Source organism: Mesorhizobium sp. AR10 (assembly GCF_024746795.1).
In the GTDB taxonomy this organism is placed as follows: Bacteria; Pseudomonadota; Alphaproteobacteria; order Rhizobiales; family Rhizobiaceae; genus Mesorhizobium.
This window is the reverse complement of sequence record NZ_CP080524.1, coordinates 4,613,637-4,630,473: the sequence shown is the minus strand read 5'-3', so window position 1 is coordinate 4,630,473 and position 16,837 is coordinate 4,613,637. Positions and strand designations below refer to the sequence as shown.

Here is a 16,837-nt window from a genome sequence, read left to right as displayed (position 1 = left end):
TTTTTCCACAATGAAACGTCCGCCCAAGGTCCCCTCCATCACCGTCAGCGACGTCGCCCGCCAGGCGAAGGTTTCGAAGGCGACGGCAGCACGCGTGCTGGGTGGGTATGGCCGGGTGAGCAAGACGGTGCGCACCGCCGTGCTCGAGGCTGCGAAGGCGCTCGACTATCGTCCGAACGAACTGGCACGCAGCATGACGACCGGACGCTCCGGCAGCATCGGCGTGGTCGTCGGCGACATCGAAAACCCGTTCTTCTCGCTGGCGGTGCGCGGCATCAGCGATGCGGCGCGCCTGTCGGGCATCAATGTCATTCTGGCCAATTCGGGCGAAGAGGTCGAAGCGGAGAAGAAGGCGATACGCGTCCTGCTGGCAAAGCAGGTTGATGGACTGATCGTCACGCCCGCCCAATCCGGAGACATCGCCCATCTCATGGAGATTTCCCGCTCCGCCTGTCCCCTGGCGTTGCTCGACCGCGCCTTGCCGGACCTCGATGTCGACACTGTCACGGTCGATGACCGGCACGCCGCCCTGCGCGCCACGCGCATCCTGACGCAGGCGGGGCACACCAGGATCGCCTATGTCACCGCTGCGGTGTTGTCGGGGGATTTTCGCGGCGACGCGTCGAGGATCAACACGTCCAGCGTGCGTGAGCGTATACTTGGCTTTCTCGATGCTTGCCGGGAAGTCGGCATAGAGGGAGCCGAGCGCAACATCCATTTCGGAACCGGACGGTCGGAAACATCGCGGGCCGCAATGCACGGGTTGTTCCAGAGCCCCGACCGGCCGACGGCGATTCTCGCATCCGATAGCGTTGTGGCGCTCGAGATATTCAAGGCGATCCGGGAATGCGGCCTGCGCATTCCGCAGGACATTTCACTGATCACCTTCCACGATGCCGACTGGACCAGCGTGACGACGCCTCCCATCACTGTCATCGACCAGCCGGTCTATGCACTCGGAAAATGTGTGGCGGAGCTGCTGATCCGCCGCCTGAAAGGCGATGACAGGCCGCCCGAAAGGATCATCCTGCCGACAACCATCATCGAGCGGATGTCGGTCGGACAGGCGCCAAACGTCATCAGGCAGGCCACTGCCTGACGCGCAATTCGTGGCCAAGGGGCCGATCGGACAGGTCAGGCGTCCAGCCAGACCTTCTCGAAATGCTGCTCGAGCGACTGGTGCTGCTCGCAGCCATGCACGCCCTTGCGGTAGGTGCGGTACACCGAGCGCCAGTAGGGCTGGATGATGATGCCGGAGTCGCGCAAATTCTGTTCGACCTTGGCCATGATCTCCTTGCGCGCCTTGGCGTCCGGCGTCGCCAGCGCCTTGTCAAGCAGTTCGTCGAACTCCTTGTTTGCATAGGCACTTTCGTTCCAGGCAGCACCCGATTTATACGCCAGCGCCAGCACCTGGACGCCCAGCGGCCGGCCGAGCCACTCGGTGCAGGAGAAGGGGTATTTGCTCCAGTCGTTCCAGAAGGTAGCGGCCGGCAGTACGGTGCGCTTGATCTTCAGCCCGGCCTCGCGCATCTGCGCGGCAATCGCATCGCCGGTGCTCTTCTGCCATTCGACGTCGACGGAGATGAGGTCGAATTCGTGGTCGGCCTTGCCGGCCTCGGTGAGCAGTTTCTTCGCTCCATCCACATCACGCTTGGCCGGGCCGATATCGGCATATTCGGGGTGCATGGGGCCGACATGGTGGTTGTCTGCAGGTTTGCCGCGACCGTCGATCCCGAGTTTCAGCACGGCTGAATTGTCGACGGAGAGTTGGGCGGCGCGGCGCACCTTGACGTCGTCATAGGGCGCATTGCCGACATTGAAGCGGGCTACAATGGTCGAGCCGGTGGCGATCTCGGAGTTTTCGAGCCCCATCTGCTCGGTCTGCGACACGGCATCGGAAGCGGTCTCGTGGTCGGTGTCGATCTCGCCGGATTCGAAGGCCGACAGCATGGCGTTGGGGTCAGAGCCGTAGTCGACCCATGTGATGCCGTCGAGATGGAACTCGCCCTTCCACCAAGGCTTGTCCTTGCGGCGTACCTCGGCGCTGGTCTCGGCGTCCCATTTCACCAGTTCGCAAGGGCCGGTGGTGATAGCCAGCGCCTTCATCGGGTCACCGTCGCCTTCGTAGCTGCGATGCATGATCAGCGCCGGATAATCGGCCATGCCGGCAATCAGCGAAATGTCGGGCTTCGGCAAATTAAGCTTGACGGTGAAGTCGTCGACCTTCTGGATGCCACCGTCGACCGGCTTCTTGGTTTCGGCATTGACCAGCGCGCCCATGCGCGCAGCGACCGAATTGCCGGCGACGGAAGCATCGCACCAACGCGTCAGATTGTGGATGACATCGTCGGCGTTGAACGTGTCGCCATTCGACCAGGTGATGCCCTTACGCACATGCAGCGTCAGCACTTTGGCATCGTCGCTGGTCTCCCAGCTTTCGAGTAGCCAGGGCTCGAAGGTGAAGTCGGTGTTCCAGCGCACCAGATACTCGTTGCAGTGGCGCGCGACATTGGACATCTCGACGCCGTCGAAGGTGCGGGGATCCTTGAAACCCTTGACGTTCATGGCGACGCGCAAGGTGCCGCCACGCTTCGGTTCCTCGGCTCTGGCCGGCGAGGGCGCAAGACCGCCGAGCGCCAGTGCGCCGGCGGCAGTAACGCCGAATGCGGCCATGGTGGCGAGATATTCGCGCCGGTTCATGCCGCCCTTTTTGAAATCATCGGCGATGGGCTTGGCCTTTGGGTGCAGTTTCCTGTCGGTCAGCATGAACTTCATCGTCGTTCCCTCCTTGCGGGCGCCCGGCCGATCACGTTTGCGGGGGAGGATGCGATCGTCGGAGCGCCCTTGGCCACATCAGATGATAGTGCGGGCCTAAGCGGCGAAATGTTCGCTTTTCCGCAGTTCTTGTGCGGTGCTCCGCAGTGGCAAACGTCAGGAACGGCGCGGAACGAAGCGGCCTCAGTACGGCCATTCGCCCCGGCCCAGCGCCGCAACCGCCGCGATGATGCGCGCGAAGGCTTCGGCGGCGGCTGGTACCGTGGTGCGGGCGCGCAGGAAACTGTGCACCAGCCGCGGCTCCTCGCACCACCTCGCTTTGCCGCCGGCGGCAACGATGCGGTCGCGATAGGCCTCGCCGTCCGAGGACAGCGGATCGCACTCGGCGGTGATGATGATCGTTGGCGGCAGGCCGGAGAAATCGCTGTCGCGCAGCGGCGAAAACGTCGGATCGTCCGGCGGCTGCGCCGGGCCTGACCTGATATCGCGATAGAACGCAATGTCGCGCAGCGCCAGCAGTGGCGCCTCGGCGTGCTCGACATAGGAGCCGGAGCTCTCGTCGCCGCCGAGGCCAGGATAGATCAGCACCTGGCCGACCGCAGCGCGAGGGTGTTGGCGCGTCCTCTGCGCAACCGCTGCTGCAAGGTTGCCGCCAGCACTCTCTCCACACAGAACGATCGGCAGGTCGCTTGTCACCGCTGCCCATTCGAACACCGCCAGGGCATCGTCGAAGGCGGCCGGATGCAGATGTTCCGGCGCCAGCCGGTAGTCGGCGGACACGACCGCAAAGCCGGTGCCGGCGCAGATTTCGGCGCAGATGTCGTCATGGCTGTCGAGCCCGCCAAGCACGAAGCCGCCGCCGTGGTAGTAGACCACGATGGCTTGCGGCGCCTTGCCGACCATCTCGTAGCGCCGGATGGGGATCGCATGGTCGCCCGCGGGAACCGTGCTGTCGTTGGTCTCGACGCCGGCCGGGGTGCCAGCGTGGAAGGCTCGGCACATCGCGTCATAGACGTCGCGCTGCTTGTCGATAGGCAGTTCGGCGATCTCAGGTGGATACCAGTCGTTGACGCGGTCGATATACGCCCACAGCGCCGGATCGAGCAGCCTGCCGTATTTGCCGCGCTTCGTCATCTGGTGGATCGTGCCCATCGCCATCCGCTCCGGGCGCGTCAAAGCCCGCTATAGAGCTCCGCCGCGTTTTCATAGGTGAAACGCAGCGGCACCGAGCCCTCGACCTGCCATGCGATGACCGTGTCGCCTGCCACTAGGCGGCAGGCGTCCAGGGTGTCGGTGACGGCGCCGCCATAAAGCCGGTTGGCAAGGTTGAGGATGGCGGTCTGGTGCATCGCTGCACTGCCGCTGCCGCAGGCATCCTTGACCAGAAGAACACGAAAGCCCAGCGCCACCGCATCCCTGACGGTGGCATCGATGCAGGCCTCGGTCCACACGCCGGCGACGACAAGCCATTCGATGCCGCGCGCCTTGATCTCATTGGCCGTCGGACCGGTGCGGAAGGCGCTGGCCTCGGCCTTTATCATGAAGGCCTCGCCCTCGGCCGGCGCGACCTCGCGGCAGATTTCCGTTAGCGGATCGCTCTTGTCGGAGAAGGCCGACTTGCCATCGGCGCCGACCGGATGAAAGGGCCGCTCCTGCTTGTCGAGATCGACGATATAGGCCCAGTGATAGAGCGGCACATGGTTGGCCCGCGCAGCCGCCTGCAGTCGCTGGACGTTGGCCAGGATACCGGCAAAACCTTCGACCAGATAGCGCGCGTCCTGCCGATGCTCCTCCTGGAGATCGATGAACACCGCGGCCACCTTGCCTCTGCTGATCGAGATCGGGCTCTTCATCAAAGCTGCCTGTCATGCAAGAAATTCGTCCTCGTAGGGAAAGCGCGACAGAAGCTCGGTGCCGGTCTCGGTGACCACGATCTCGTCCTCCAGCTTGACACCCTCGCGCCCGCCTTTCTCACCAATATAGCTTTCCACACTGACCACCATGCCGGGCACGATATGACCGTCGCGGCCGTAGGTCTCATAGTCCATGGCATGCGCAATGAACGGCGTCTCGCCATGCATGCCGACGCCGTGCATGACCGAGGTATAGCGCTGGTCGACGAAACGGTCCGGTATCTTCCACGCCTTTTCGGCGATCTCGCGAAATGCCATGCCCGGCCTGACGATCGAGATATTATGCTGAACCTGGTCGTGCGCCATGCGGTAGAGCGACTTCTGATAATCGGTCGGCTTGCCCGGCCCGCAGCGGAAGGTGCGCGAGAAGTCAGAATAATAGCCGTAGCAGCCGATCGTGTCGGTATCGAGCGCCAAAAGTTCGCCCGGCCTGATCTTGCGGCCGCTGGCCTCGTTGAACCATGGATTGGTGCGCTGTCCCGAGGTCAAGAGCCGGGTTTCGATGAACTCGCCGCCTTGCCGGATCACCTCGTGATACATGATGGCGAACAGCTCGTTTTCGGATACGCCGGGCTTGATCGCTTCGCGCACGGCATAGACGGCGGCTTCCGCACCAGCCATCGACACCTGCAGGCACTTGACCTCTTCCGGCGTCTTCACCGCGCGCACCGCCAGGATTTCGCCCTGGCAATCCCTGACCTCGCAGCCGCGCTTTTCCAGCGCCACCGCCTGCAGGTGGCCGCAGCGGTCGAGGCCGAGCTTCATCGAGCCGCCCCCATGCGTCTTCAGCAATTCGGTGATCTCGTCGGCGAAGGGACCAACGGTTTCGTCGTCGCGGCCCGAGACGGAGGACCACACCAGCCTGGAAGGCCGCGCCTCGTCGATCGTGTCGAGCACCATCGAGACATGGTAGCTCTGCGGATATTCGAACAGCACGATCGGCCCTGACGTCGGGATGAAGAAGTAGCGCGTTGAGTTGCGCAGGAAATAGCCGAACATGTTGCGCGAGCCGGTTGCGTAGCGCTGGTTGTAGGGGTCGAACAACACGACGCCGCCATAGCCGGCCTCGCGCATCCAGGCGCGCAGCTTGGCCAGCCGCCCCTTGCGCAGCGCATCCGCATCGATGAAGGACGGCTCGGTATCGGACAGCCACATGCCGCCGGCCGGGTCCGCCGTGGCCGGGTGGCGCATGCGGTCTTTGAAGTCCACATCTTCGGTGCTGTCGGGGTCGAATACGACGATGCTCATGGGTGCCTCCTGAAGCGGCGAAGATGCGCCATGCTTGGTGCGAGGGCTGTGCGGAATACCGCAAATGTTGTGCAGGATGCCGCTGACCTAATGCCTCCGCGCCACCTTCGGCGCGTGCCCATGCTCCTCGCGAAAAGCCCGGGCAAAGCTCGACATCGAGGCAAAGCCGCAGGCCAGCGCCACGTCGCGCACCATCAGCGTCGAATGCGCCAAGAGGTCGGCGGCGCGCTTCAGCCTGAGCCGCCGGTAGTAACCGTTGGGCGAGATGCTGAGCTCGGAGCGGAAATTGCGTTCGAGCTTGTCGGACGACACGCCGAGTCTTGTCGCCAGCTCCGTCATGCCCAGCCGCTCCTCCACAGCGTCCTCCATGATGGCGATGGCCGACAGCACCAGCTCGTTCTGGACGCCGGTGCGCAGCCGCAACGGCATCAGCTTGCGGTCGACGCTGGAGCGCAGCGGGCTATGGACGAACCATTCGGCGACGCCGGCCGCAAGCTCGGCGCCATAGTCCGATGCGATGATCTCCAGCATCATGTCGAGGCTGCCGACGCCGCCGGCCGAGGTGAAGCGCTTGCGGTCGATGACGTAGAGATCGCGCCGAAGCTCGATGTCCGGAAACGCCTCGGTGAAGGCCGCCTGGCTGGTCCAGTGCAAGGTGCAGGCATGGCCGTCGAGCAGTCCGGCTCGCGCCAGGAAGAAGGCGGCATCCGCCACCGCACCGATATGGGCGCCATTGCGCAGGCTCTTGCGGATCCAGCTCATGGCGTCGTCGGCGACGACATGATCGGCATCGCCGCCGGAGCAGACGACGATGCGGTCGACCTTCAGCGCATCGCCGGCGAAGAACCCGGGCTGGATGACGACGCCGTTCGAGGCCTCGATCGGTCCCTTGTCGGCGCCGACGATCACCCAGCGATAGCATTCTTTCTTCGCCAGCACGTTCGCCGCGCGCAGCGGCTCGATCACCGAACTGAACGCCATCATCGGAAAGCCGGGGAAGACCAGAACGGCAAAGGTGAGGGGGCTGTCATCTGCCGCCGGCGGCGCGCGGTCGCGTTTTCGGTTGGCAGGGATGGAGCTCACAATAGTTACTTTCCTGGCCGCTTCTTTGGTGGCAGAGAGTAGCGGGCGTTTCTAGCAGCTGACAACGGAGACCGGCCACGATGTTTGCGGCGACGGCCATCGACAAAACCGACAAGACCGCATTCTACCGCGATCTCGCCGCGCAGCTGAAGGCGCTGCTGGACGGCGAGAGCGACTCGATCGCCAACGCCGCCAACACATCAGCGCTGATCTACCAGATGGTGCCCGATCTCAACTGGGCCGGCTTCTACTTCCTGGCATCCGACGAAGAGCTGGTGCTGGGACCATTCCAGGGCAGGCCGGCCTGCGTGCGCATCGCGGTCGGCAAAGGCGTGTGTGGAACCGCGGTCGAGCTCGACATGTCGATGCTGGTCAAGGACGTGCACGATTTTCCCGGCCACATCGCCTGCGATGCCGCCTCGCGCTCGGAGCTGGTCGTGCTGCTCAGGGATGACGACGGTGTTTTCGGCGTGCTCGATCTCGACAGCCCGCTGCCCGGGCGCTTCGACGAGGAGGATCAGGCCGGCATCGAGCAGCTTGCGGCGATCTATGTCGCGGCGAGCTCCTTCGAGGATTGAACGCGCCGGCACGTCTGGCTCAATCGCTGGCCCTTGCGTTTGACAGCGCCGTTTGCGCATCGTTATTTCTAGGCAAATACGACGATCTAACCCCGCCAAGACCAGCTATCGGCGGACCCGCGGAGGAAACCATGTCCCATAATCTGCAGTTCTACATCGATGGCGCCTGGGTCGATCCGGTTGTGCCGAACACCTTCGATGTCATCGATCCCTCGAACGAGGATGCTTTCGCGCAGATTTCGCTCGGCTCCAAGGCCGATGTAGACAAGGCGGTGGCCGCCGCCAGGCGCGCCTTCAACACATTTGGGTTCACGGAAGTCGCCGAGCGGCTCGACCTGTTGAACCGCATCATCGCCGTCTACAAGAAGCGTAGCGCCGATCTGGCGCTGGCGGTGTCGCGCGAAATGGGCGCGCCGCGCCAGATGGAGCTGGACAGCCAGGTCGGCATTGGCCTTGCGCATCTGCAGAAGATGGCGGACGTGCTCAAGACCTTCGAGTTCCGCCACGTGAAAGGCAATCATCTCGTGGTCAAGGAGCCGATCGGCGTCGTCGGCCTGATCACGCCGTGGAACTGGCCGCTGAACCAGATCACCTGCAAGGTCGGCCCGGCACTTGCCGCCGGCTGCACCATGGTGCTGAAGCCGAGCGAGATCGCGCCGCTCGACGCCATCATCTTTGCCGAGATCCTCGACGAGGCCGGCGTGCCCAACGGCGTCTTCAACCTCGTCAATGGCGATGGGCCGGGCGTCGGCCAGGCGCTCTCCAGCCATCCCGATGTCGACATGATGTCGTTCACCGGCTCGACCCGAGCCGGCATCCTGGTTGCCAAGGCCGCTGCCGATACAGTCAAGCGCGTGCACCAGGAGCTTGGCGGCAAGTTGGCCAACATCCTCTTCTCGGATGTCGACCTCGCAAAAGCCGTCAGCAAGGGCGTCGCCGGCTGTTTCGGCAACAGCGGTCAGTCTTGCAACGCGCCGACCCGCATGTTCGTACCGCGCGACCGCCACGACGAGGCGGCCGCCCATGCCAAGGCGGCGGCGGAAAAATTCACCGTCGGCCCGCCGACGCGCCAGGCTCGAAGCTTGGCCCGGTTGTCAGCCAGATCCAGTTCGACAAGATCCAGGACCTGATCCAGAGCGGCATCGACGAAGGCGCCACGCTGGTGACCGGCGGGCCAGGCCGGCCCGCCGAACTCAACCGCGGCTACTATGTCAGGCCGACCGTGTTCGCCGACGTCACCCACGACATGCGCATCGCCCGCGAGGAAATCTTCGGGCCGGTGCTGGCGATCATGCCCTATGACAGCGTCGACGAGGTGATCCACACCGCCAACGACACGGTCTATGGCCTGGCCTCCTACATCCAGGCCAAGGACATCCAGAAAGCCCGCGAAGTCGCCGCCCGCATGCGCACCGGCAACGTCTACATCAACTATCCCCAGTGGGACGCCAGCCTGCCCTTCGGCGGCTACAAGCAATCCGGCAACGGCCGCGAATACGCCGAGTATGGGCTTGAGGATTTTCTTGAGATCAAGGGTATCGCGGGGTATGAGGCGGCGGAGTAGGCGGCGGCTGGCCAAGAAACGGGCGCCTCTCTGCAGGAAAGTTCTTCGGAGACATCGCAACGTGCCGTTGACGCCAAATACGGCGCCATCGGCACTGACTATGCCAACTGCGGCCGACAGGACCGCATATTTCGCCGCCATGGCAAAGGCCGCTACATGAGTGATCTTTAGAAAATCGCATGGTGGGCCGCGCGCCGCCTTCCGCGTTCGCGTAATAACGGCTCTGTGCGCTTCTGCTAATGTAACCCTCGGCGGGTAGCGCAACATGCCCGCCAGGCCGGCGTCTATTCAGGCAATCTCCCAACGAGCGGCGCCGGCCCCCACACTGGCGCCGTCAATGCCGCCATTGGGTTCTTCCCAACTCGGCAGCTTCACGCCGCCCTCGCAGCAGCCGGTGGCAGTCACTTCCGCATGAAGGCGACGAAGCTTTCCATCGTCGTGGCAAATGCTTCTACGTTGGACTGCAGCCATGCTTTCGTCACGCCGCCCACTATGGTGACCCGATAGTTGGCGTAGTATTTTCCATCATTGTATTTGGCCACATTGCCCCAGCCGCTGTTGTCGTAGTGGAATTTGTCCAGTGCATCCACGGTCAGCGGCGTCTTGGGCGTCCATCCTCCTGATTCAAAAAGGATAGACTTGCAGACCTTTTTGTCGTCGCATCCGCCCAGGCTCACGAAAAAACTCTGGCCACCTGATGCGCTGGCAACATAGGTGCCGGTGCTGTCTTCCTTGATCTGCGCGCGATAGCCGCCATCCTGCACGGCGTCCCTGACATTTTCCACGGTTACGCCAGTCAAAACGTCCGGGCTTGCCGCCGCGGGCGTATTGCTCGCAGCAAAGGTGGTGGCGCTAGGTAGAACCAACGGAAATGCGAAAGCAACGACATGAGCGAGGCGTGCCATGTTCAATCCCCAAGTTGACCCATTGAGAATCAACAGCAGGACGTGTTCCTTGTCAACGAATCCATGACGTAACGTCAGGTCCCCGAGCTTCCGCTGATGCGGTGGGTGGCGGAAGCCGACATTCCTGCCTCCTGGTCGCGCGGATCGGCAATGTCCTCGAAGAGGTCAATCGCTGGACGAATGAACGGATGACGCGGAAGGTCTGGCGGTATGGCGGGCGAAGCTCTCCCCATCCCGCATTGCACAATTTCTCCGCTTGGGGATGGTCCGCTCCTCACTCGCCGTTCTGGTGATCGACGAAAACCGCATCCGCGCCGCCATCATCGAGGCCGGCCATGAGCGGGTCACCGTCATCCATGACGTGACCGGCATTGCGCGGCGCATCGCCGAGATCGACCCGACGTCAATTGTGGGGCGGGTTGGGGCAACCGTCGGGTGTTAGGGGTGCGCTAAAGGCCGCTACCAATTGCAGCTCCTGTCGGGTCGGGTTGAGCAGCCTGCATCGGGCGGCGCGGACCGCGCAGACCGATGGCAACTCGCCGTGCGCTGCCTTGCTACCGCCCCCGGCAGTGGCAAACGGCACGTTATTCAACGAAATTATGATGCTTCCCTAAAACTCTGAATTGGACGGGGTTGGCCATCTTCGGAACGGTACGCGCAAGAGCCCCGGCCGAGGCGTGCAGAACTTCGGCGCACGAGCAGCGAGGCTCCGACAGAAGCAAATAGAGGTCCGAAATGGTCAACCCCCGCAAAACGCTTGATCGCTTGTTCAACGGCACCAAAGGCTCATTTCAGCCCGGGGTGAGCAAGAGTGACGTCATCAATCCCACGCGTCGCGCTTTTCTGGCCGCTGGCTGTTTTTGCCTGGCCTGCAGTTTCGCGCCCCCTCTGTTCGCTGATGCGCCGATGGCGAAAAGCCAAGCCCCCGGTTTCTATCGCCTGCCGCTTGGTGATTTTGAGATAACGGCGTTATCGGATGGCAGCAATATGCTCCCTGCTACGAAGTTGCTGCAGGGCGACCCGGCTCGGATCGAAGAAGCGCTGAAACGCAATTACCTCGGCGACTTCGTCGAGACCTCGCACAATTCCTTTCTCGTGAATACCGGAGCCAAGCTGGTCTTGATCGACGCTGGTGCAGGCTCACTGTTGGGGGCAACCACGGGCCATCTGCTAAGCAATCTGCGCGCCTCAGGGTATCAGCCGGAGCAGATCGATGAGCTTTACCTCACACATTTGCACACTGATCACGTTGGCGGTCTCATGGCCGAGGGCCAGAGAGCTTTCCCCAATGCAATTGTGCGTGTCGACAAGCGGGACACCGACTACTGGCTAAGCGAGGCAAACATGCGCGCTGCTCCCGCTGAAGCGAAGCGATTCTTTCAGGCCGCCATAGCATCGATCACGCCATACACGCGAGCCGGCAAGCTCGCCGTTTTCGAAGGCAACACCGATCTCGTGCCTGGTGTGCGCGCGCAAACTGCCTATGGCCACACGCCCGGACACACCATGTACGTGGTCGAGAGCAGGGGCGAGAAGATAGTGCTGTGGGGCGATGTCGTGCATGTGGCCGCAGTGCAATTCAAAGCCCCTTCCGTCACGATCCAGTACGATGAGAACGCATCGGAGGCCGAACACGTGCACGAGCTCGCATTCGCAGATGCGGCACAGAATGGCTATATCGTGGGCGGTGCGCACATATCGTTTCCTGGGTTGGGCCATGTGCGACGCGACGCCGAGAACGCCTACACCTATGTGCCCCTGGACTACAGTCAGGGATAGGCCTCCATAAGCCAGACTATGTTTGCTTGGCTGGGGCAGCATCTCCAATCGACGGGCCATCGAAGGGCGATCCGCAGACATCTCCCACCAGCGAACGAAACCATTGGTGGGCAGGGTGAGTGTGCAATCGTTCGTGCCAGATCAGCTTGTAGAGCAATTTCTCTGTCTCGAACGGCAGGTCGCGCACCACCAACTCACGCTCATCGGCGATGGCGCGCCACGGTCCGTTGAAGAAGCCAAGCGGGACGCAGGTAAGAAGGTCGCTCCGCGCCACAATCCTCAGCGCATCGGCAAAATGATTGACCACGGCGACGATCGTCCTTGTCCGTCCCGTCAGGCTGAGCCAGCCATCCACAAGCCCCAGTTCCAGGCCGGATGGGGTTACCAAAACATGCGCCGCTGCGGTGAACTGATCGAGTGTCAGGCATTCGGCCAGTTCGTGCCCGCTGCGCATGACGCAGACATAGCGATCCGTTCGCAGGCTTTGCACATGGACCTCTCTTGGCAGGGAGGCAAACATGCCTACGGCGCAGTCTAGTGTGCCGCGGTCGATCCCGTCCAGCGAGCCCTCATGGGTATGAACCGCAAAAGAAACACGGGCACGCGGGGATGCGGCCTGTAACTTCAGCGTGATTGCGCTGACACCTTCCATCGCGAGACTGTCAGTGACGGCAATTCGAAAACTGGTCGCATCCGATGCGGGATCGAAATCGTCCGGCGCGAAAGAGGCACGGATTGCCGTAAGCGAGCGATGAAGCTCGGGCCACATCGCGACCATGCGTGACGTCGGTTGGACGCCCGTCGCTGTCTTGAGGAAGAGCTGGTCTTTCGTCAGCTTGCGGGCGCGACGCAACGCATTGCTGACGGCCGGCTGGCTCATCGCCAGGCTCGCAGCCGCACGCGTTACGTTCCTTTCCAGCATGATGGCCTCAAGGACAGCGATCAGATTCAGATCGAGGCGCACGTTATTCACCCAGGAAATGACGCTTGAGTCTGATTCTAAATTGGACGCACTGAACCCGGTAAGCAATCCTGTTTCGAACGAGCAACCGAACACGTGCGAGTGAATGCGCGCACCTCGCAACCGGTGATAAAAGCTCCGTGCAAAAATAGAGGATACGCCATGAATGATCTCGCTTTCGCGGACGAGTTGCCGAAACTGACCGGCAAGATCAGCGCCGACCGAATCCGGTTGATGCGAACTCCGCGTCCGCCGAAGGAACTGATCGACGGGTTCAAGCGGATCGGCGACGCGACGAGCGTTATCTCGGATATTATGGATGAGCTCGGCATCACCGGCGCGATTGGCGCCTCGGTTCTGAAGCCGACCCTGCCTTCCACGTCGATTGTCGGTCCCGCGCTTACGGTGCGCAACATCCTGCAGCGCGAGCATGTCTACGAGACGGCGCGAAACCACGTCAACCGGATGGCGGAGTTCGAAGCCCACAATTTGGCACTGCCGGGCGACGTGGTGGTCATCGACGGCGTCGCCGGCGTTTCGAACATGGGCGGGATCTCGGCCCAGACGGGAAAAAGACAGGGGGAGGCCGGCGCAATCGTCTCCGGAGGCATCCGCGACCTCGGACATTCGCGACGGGTCGGCTACCCGCTTTGGGCCACCGAGATCACGCCCGTCACCGGCAAATGGCGGATCGAGACCGTGGAGATCAATGGCGATGTCCAGATCGCCGGCGTCCGGGTTGCTCCCGGCGATATTGTCGTCGCAGACGAAACCGGCGTCTGCTTCATTCCGATCGCCCGGGCCGCCGAGGTCCTCGCAAAGGCGCTGAAGAAGTCAGCTTTTGAATGGGCGAAGTGCGAAGCAATCGACGCCGGTACCTCCGTTGCGGACCTGCCGGGCAATGCATAAAGCGATAGGTCATCCAGTGATGAAGCTCCGCGTCGCCATCATCAATGATTACCAGGACGTCGTTCGCACGCTGGACTGCTTTTCCAAACTGGAAGTCCACGACGTTGCCATCTGGACCGATATCGTTGAGGACATCGACGTCCTAGCAAATCGTCTGTTCGATGCAGATGTCCTTGTACTGATGCGTGAGCGCACCAGGATCGATGAAAGCCTGCTCAGCCGCCTGCCCAATCTGAAGCTCATCAGCCAGAACGGTCACATCCCCCACATCGATCTGGCGGCGTGCGAGAGGCATGGCGTCGTCGTTTCGTCCGCTCTCACGTCGCGCCCATCCTATTCGACGGTGGAATTCACCTGGGGGCTGATCCTTGCAGCGATGCGCAACATTCCGTTCGAGAGCGCATCGCTTCGGCAAGGCCATTGGCAGACGACCATAGGGCTCGGCTTGAGAGGCCGTGTCCTGGGCATCTATGGTTTCGGCCGGCTGGGCTCGATGGTGGCGCGCATCGGCAAGGCCTTTGGTATGGACGTGCTGGTGTGGGGTCGCGAGGGTTCGCTGGTGCGTGCCAGGTCCGAGGGGTTTGACACCGCCGCGGACAAGGATTCGCTTTTCAGGCTGTCGGATGTCCTCAGTTTGCATCTGCGGCTGAATGGCGAGACCACCGGTGTGATTGGTCCTGATGACCTGGCCTTGATGAAGGCAACCGCACTGCTTGTGAACACCAGCCGTGCCGAGTTGATTGAGCCGGGGGCTTTGGTGGCCGCGCTGGAGCGTGGCCGCCCCGGCAAGGCGGCCGTCGACGTGTTCGAACGCGAGCCGCTCACCAATCCGGACGACGCCTTGCTCAGGCTCCCCAACGCACTTTGCACGCCGCATCTCGGCTACGTCGAACGCGACAATTACGAGTTCGCCTACGGCAACGCGTTCGACCAGATCGTCGCGTTTGCAAAGGGCCGCCCGATCAATTTGCACAACGCCGACGGCTTAAAACAGGATCACTGATATGAACCTCGAACTCGACGGCAAAGTCGTCCTGATAACAGGCGGCAGCAAGGGCATAGGGCTGGCTTGCGCGCGGGCCTTCGGCAAGGAAGGAGCGCGCGTGGTGATTGTCTCGCGCAGCCAGCAGAACCTGGACGCCGCGAAAACAGCACTCGCTGCCGAGGGCCTGTCGGTAGCGAGCTTCGCCGCCGACCTGTCGGACGAGCTTGCGGCAAAGGAAATGGTCGCCGCACTCGAGGATCAGGTGGGTCCGATCGCGTCCCTGGTCAATTCAGCTGGCGGCGCAAGGAGAGTTCCTCCGGACGAACTGACGCCAGACAAGTGGCGTATTGCGATGGACGCGAAATTCTTCACCTACATGAACGTCACGGACTACGTCCTGCCCCTGATGGTGGCACGGCGCGCCGGCACGATCGTCAATATCGTTGGCACCGGCGGCAAAATCGCATCACCCATGCATTTGCCGGGAGGGGCCGCGAACGCGGCGCTGATGCTCGCCTCGGCGGGGCTGGCGGCTGCCTGGGGGCACGCCGGGGTAAGGGTCAACGTCATCAATCCCGCCGCAACCATGACCGAGCGTCTGCAGTTGTCGCTTGAGGTAGAATCCAAAATGACGGGCAAGACGCCGGAGGAACTGCTGCGATTGAACGAGCAGCGCATTCCGCTGCGGCGCTACGCAACTCCTGAAGAAGTGGCCGACGCCGCGCTTTTTCTCGCCAGCGCAAGGTCCTCTTACGTGACAGGGGCGTCACTGACCATGGACGGAGGTCTCACTCCATTGGTCGTTTGACCCAGCCTTACAGCAAAGAAAACCACGGGAGGAAAAGATGTTCGCTTGGTACAAGCAGTTGACGGAGCGGGAGCGGAACACCTTCTGGGGTTGCTTCGCTGGCTGGGCAGTCGATGCAATGGACGCGCAGCTCTTCAGCTTCGTGCTGCCAATTCTCATTGCGGCCTGGGGGATGACGACGGCGCAGGCCGGCTATCTGGCCACGGCAACGCTGCTCTCCGCGGCGATCGGCGGATGGGCCTGCGGATATCTCGCCGACCGTTTCGGCCGTGCCCGCATCATGCAGTTCACGATCCTGTGGTTCTGCGCCTTCACCTTCCTTGCCGGTTTTGCACAGGACTTCCAGCAACTGATGGTCCTGCGCATCATGCAAGGGCTGGGCTTCGGCGGTGAGTGGGCCGCCGGCGCGGTTCTCATGGGCGAGATCATTCGCGCCGAACATCGCGGCAAGGCCGTGGGCACCGTCCAGAGCGGCTTCGGCGTTGGATGGAGTGCGGCCGCCATCCTGGCAGGCCTGGTGCTGGCGCATCTGCCCCAGGAGTATGGATGGCGCGTCCTGTTGATGATCGGTGTCCTCCCCGGCCTTCTGGTTCTCTATTTGCGCCGCAGATCGAGGAGCCGGAGATTTTCCTCAAAACGCGCGCGCATGTCGAGAAGACCGGGACTCGTCCGGGATTGGGCGCGATATTTCAGCCGGAAACCTTGCGGATAACGATCCTGTCATCATTGCTTGCATTCGGCGTGATTGGTGTCGGCGGTGCGATCGTCAACTGGCTGCCCACCTTCATGAAGACCGTGCGCGAACTGTCGCCGAGCACTTCGGGATACTACGTGTTCGTGGTGACCGGTGGCTCGTTTTTCGGATTTCTGGCGAGCGCATACCTGTCCGATCGTCTGGGACGGCGTCGCACGTTCCAACTGTTTCTGCTGTGTTCCTGGCTGATCACCATCGCCTACATGTTTTTGCCGCTCTCCGGCTGGCCGCTGGTTGTCCTGGGAGCGCCGTTCGGTTTCTTCACGATCGGAAACTATGCGGCGCTAGGGCCGTTCTTCACCGAGCTGTTCCCCTCCGCCATTCGCGCCAGCGGCCAGAGTTTTGCCTATAATTTCGGCAAGGCGGCAGGCGCGATAGCCGTGTCCACCATTGGAATACTGGCGCAATACATCACTCTGGCGGAGGCGATCGGCCTGGTTGCGCTGCTGGGCTACAGCATCGCCTTTGTCGCAACCCTCATGCTGCCCGAGACGCGTGGAATTCAACTCACTCCGGGTTATGAGCCTCTCGCGCCGCGTCCCGACAGCGGCGTTTCTTCCCCGCCTGCCGAGGCC

Annotated in this window: 13 protein-coding genes and 3 pseudogenes; 9 read left to right on the top strand and 7 right to left on the bottom strand. The window is 62.4% G+C overall.

Going from position 1 to position 16,837, the window contains the following annotated elements:
• Positions 1-10 precede the first annotated feature (10 nt).
• Positions 11-1,099: a LacI family DNA-binding transcriptional regulator gene (locus tag LHFGNBLO_RS26100; RefSeq protein ID WP_258602166.1), complete on the top strand. Its 1,089-nt coding sequence runs from the start codon at positions 11-13 to the stop codon at positions 1,097-1,099.
• A 35-nt stretch (positions 1,100-1,134) separates the two neighbouring features.
• On the opposite strand, the gene LHFGNBLO_RS26095 is transcribed toward LHFGNBLO_RS26100, so the two are convergent.
• The 5 genes from LHFGNBLO_RS26095 to LHFGNBLO_RS26075 all read right to left on the bottom strand — a co-directional run bounded on the left by LHFGNBLO_RS26095 (position 1,135) and on the right by LHFGNBLO_RS26075 (position 6,920).
• The gene (locus LHFGNBLO_RS26095; protein WP_258602165.1) at positions 1,135-2,775 is read right to left on the bottom strand and encodes an ABC transporter substrate-binding protein; all 1,641 of its coding nucleotides are present in this window, start codon (positions 2,773-2,775) and stop codon (positions 1,135-1,137) included.
• A gap of 183 nt (positions 2,776-2,958) precedes the next feature.
• Positions 2,959-3,927: an alpha/beta hydrolase gene (locus tag LHFGNBLO_RS26090; protein ID WP_258602164.1), complete on the bottom strand. Its 969-nt coding sequence runs from the start codon at positions 3,925-3,927 to the stop codon at positions 2,959-2,961.
• 20 nt (positions 3,928-3,947) lie between these two features.
• Entirely contained in the window at positions 3,948-4,628 is a 681-nt protein-coding gene (locus LHFGNBLO_RS26085; protein WP_258602163.1) for an isochorismatase family protein, read from the bottom strand.
• Positions 4,629-4,640: 12 nt separating this feature from the next.
• Positions 4,641-5,936 (bottom strand): M24 family metallopeptidase, encoded by a 1,296-nt coding sequence (locus LHFGNBLO_RS26080; RefSeq protein ID WP_258602162.1) that lies wholly within the window; start codon positions 5,934-5,936, stop codon positions 4,641-4,643.
• A gap of 87 nt (positions 5,937-6,023) precedes the next feature.
• On the bottom strand, positions 6,024-6,920 hold the full coding sequence (locus tag LHFGNBLO_RS26075; RefSeq protein ID WP_258609897.1) for a GlxA family transcriptional regulator: 897 nt from the start codon (positions 6,918-6,920) through the stop codon (positions 6,024-6,026).
• A gap of 179 nt (positions 6,921-7,099) precedes the next feature.
• Here LHFGNBLO_RS26075 and LHFGNBLO_RS26070 point away from each other — a divergent pair, with 179 nt between their 5' ends.
• Together LHFGNBLO_RS26070 and LHFGNBLO_RS26065 are read left to right on the top strand one after the other, a co-directional pair.
• Complete coding sequence (locus LHFGNBLO_RS26070) at positions 7,100-7,597, top strand: GAF domain-containing protein (protein WP_258602161.1); 498 nt, start codon at positions 7,100-7,102, stop codon at positions 7,595-7,597.
• A 131-nt stretch (positions 7,598-7,728) separates the two neighbouring features.
• Positions 7,729-9,161 (top strand): annotated as a pseudogene (locus LHFGNBLO_RS26065) (aldehyde dehydrogenase family protein).
• Positions 9,162-9,562: 401 nt separating this feature from the next.
• On the opposite strand, the gene LHFGNBLO_RS26060 reads toward LHFGNBLO_RS26065, so the two are convergent.
• A complete protein-coding gene (locus LHFGNBLO_RS26060) occupies positions 9,563-10,066 on the bottom strand; it encodes a YbjN domain-containing protein (protein WP_258602160.1) in 504 nt (167 codons plus the stop codon).
• Positions 10,067-10,328: 262 nt separating this feature from the next.
• Here LHFGNBLO_RS26060 and LHFGNBLO_RS26055 point away from each other — a divergent pair.
• Both LHFGNBLO_RS26055 and LHFGNBLO_RS26050 read left to right on the top strand, forming a co-directional pair.
• Positions 10,329-10,478, top strand: a pseudogene (locus LHFGNBLO_RS26055) (two-component system response regulator); the annotation flags it as partial.
• Between the two features lie 323 nt (positions 10,479-10,801).
• Positions 10,802-11,845, top strand: a complete 1,044-nt coding sequence (locus LHFGNBLO_RS26050) for an MBL fold metallo-hydrolase (RefSeq protein ID WP_258602159.1) — start codon at positions 10,802-10,804, stop codon at positions 11,843-11,845.
• A 16-nt stretch (positions 11,846-11,861) separates the two neighbouring features.
• Here LHFGNBLO_RS26050 and LHFGNBLO_RS26045 read toward each other — a convergent pair whose 3' ends face one another.
• Entirely contained in the window at positions 11,862-12,875 is a 1,014-nt protein-coding gene (locus LHFGNBLO_RS26045; RefSeq protein ID WP_258602158.1) for a LysR family transcriptional regulator, read from the bottom strand.
• Positions 12,876-12,968: 93 nt separating this feature from the next.
• On the opposite strand from LHFGNBLO_RS26045, the gene LHFGNBLO_RS26040 reads away from it, so the two are divergent.
• The 4 genes and pseudogenes from LHFGNBLO_RS26040 to LHFGNBLO_RS33715 all read left to right on the top strand — a co-directional run.
• Complete coding sequence (locus tag LHFGNBLO_RS26040) at positions 12,969-13,715, top strand: RraA family protein (protein ID WP_258602157.1); 747 nt, start codon at positions 12,969-12,971, stop codon at positions 13,713-13,715.
• Between the two features lie 19 nt (positions 13,716-13,734).
• Positions 13,735-14,718: a D-2-hydroxyacid dehydrogenase family protein gene (locus LHFGNBLO_RS26035; protein WP_258602156.1), complete on the top strand. Its 984-nt coding sequence runs from the start codon at positions 13,735-13,737 to the stop codon at positions 14,716-14,718.
• A 1-nt stretch (position 14,719) separates the two neighbouring features.
• Entirely contained in the window at positions 14,720-15,508 is a 789-nt protein-coding gene (locus LHFGNBLO_RS26030) for an SDR family NAD(P)-dependent oxidoreductase (protein WP_258602155.1), read from the top strand.
• Positions 15,509-15,545: 37 nt separating this feature from the next.
• Positions 15,546-16,711, top strand: a pseudogene (locus LHFGNBLO_RS33715) (MFS transporter); the annotation flags it as partial.
• Positions 16,712-16,837: the final 126 nt, after the last annotated feature.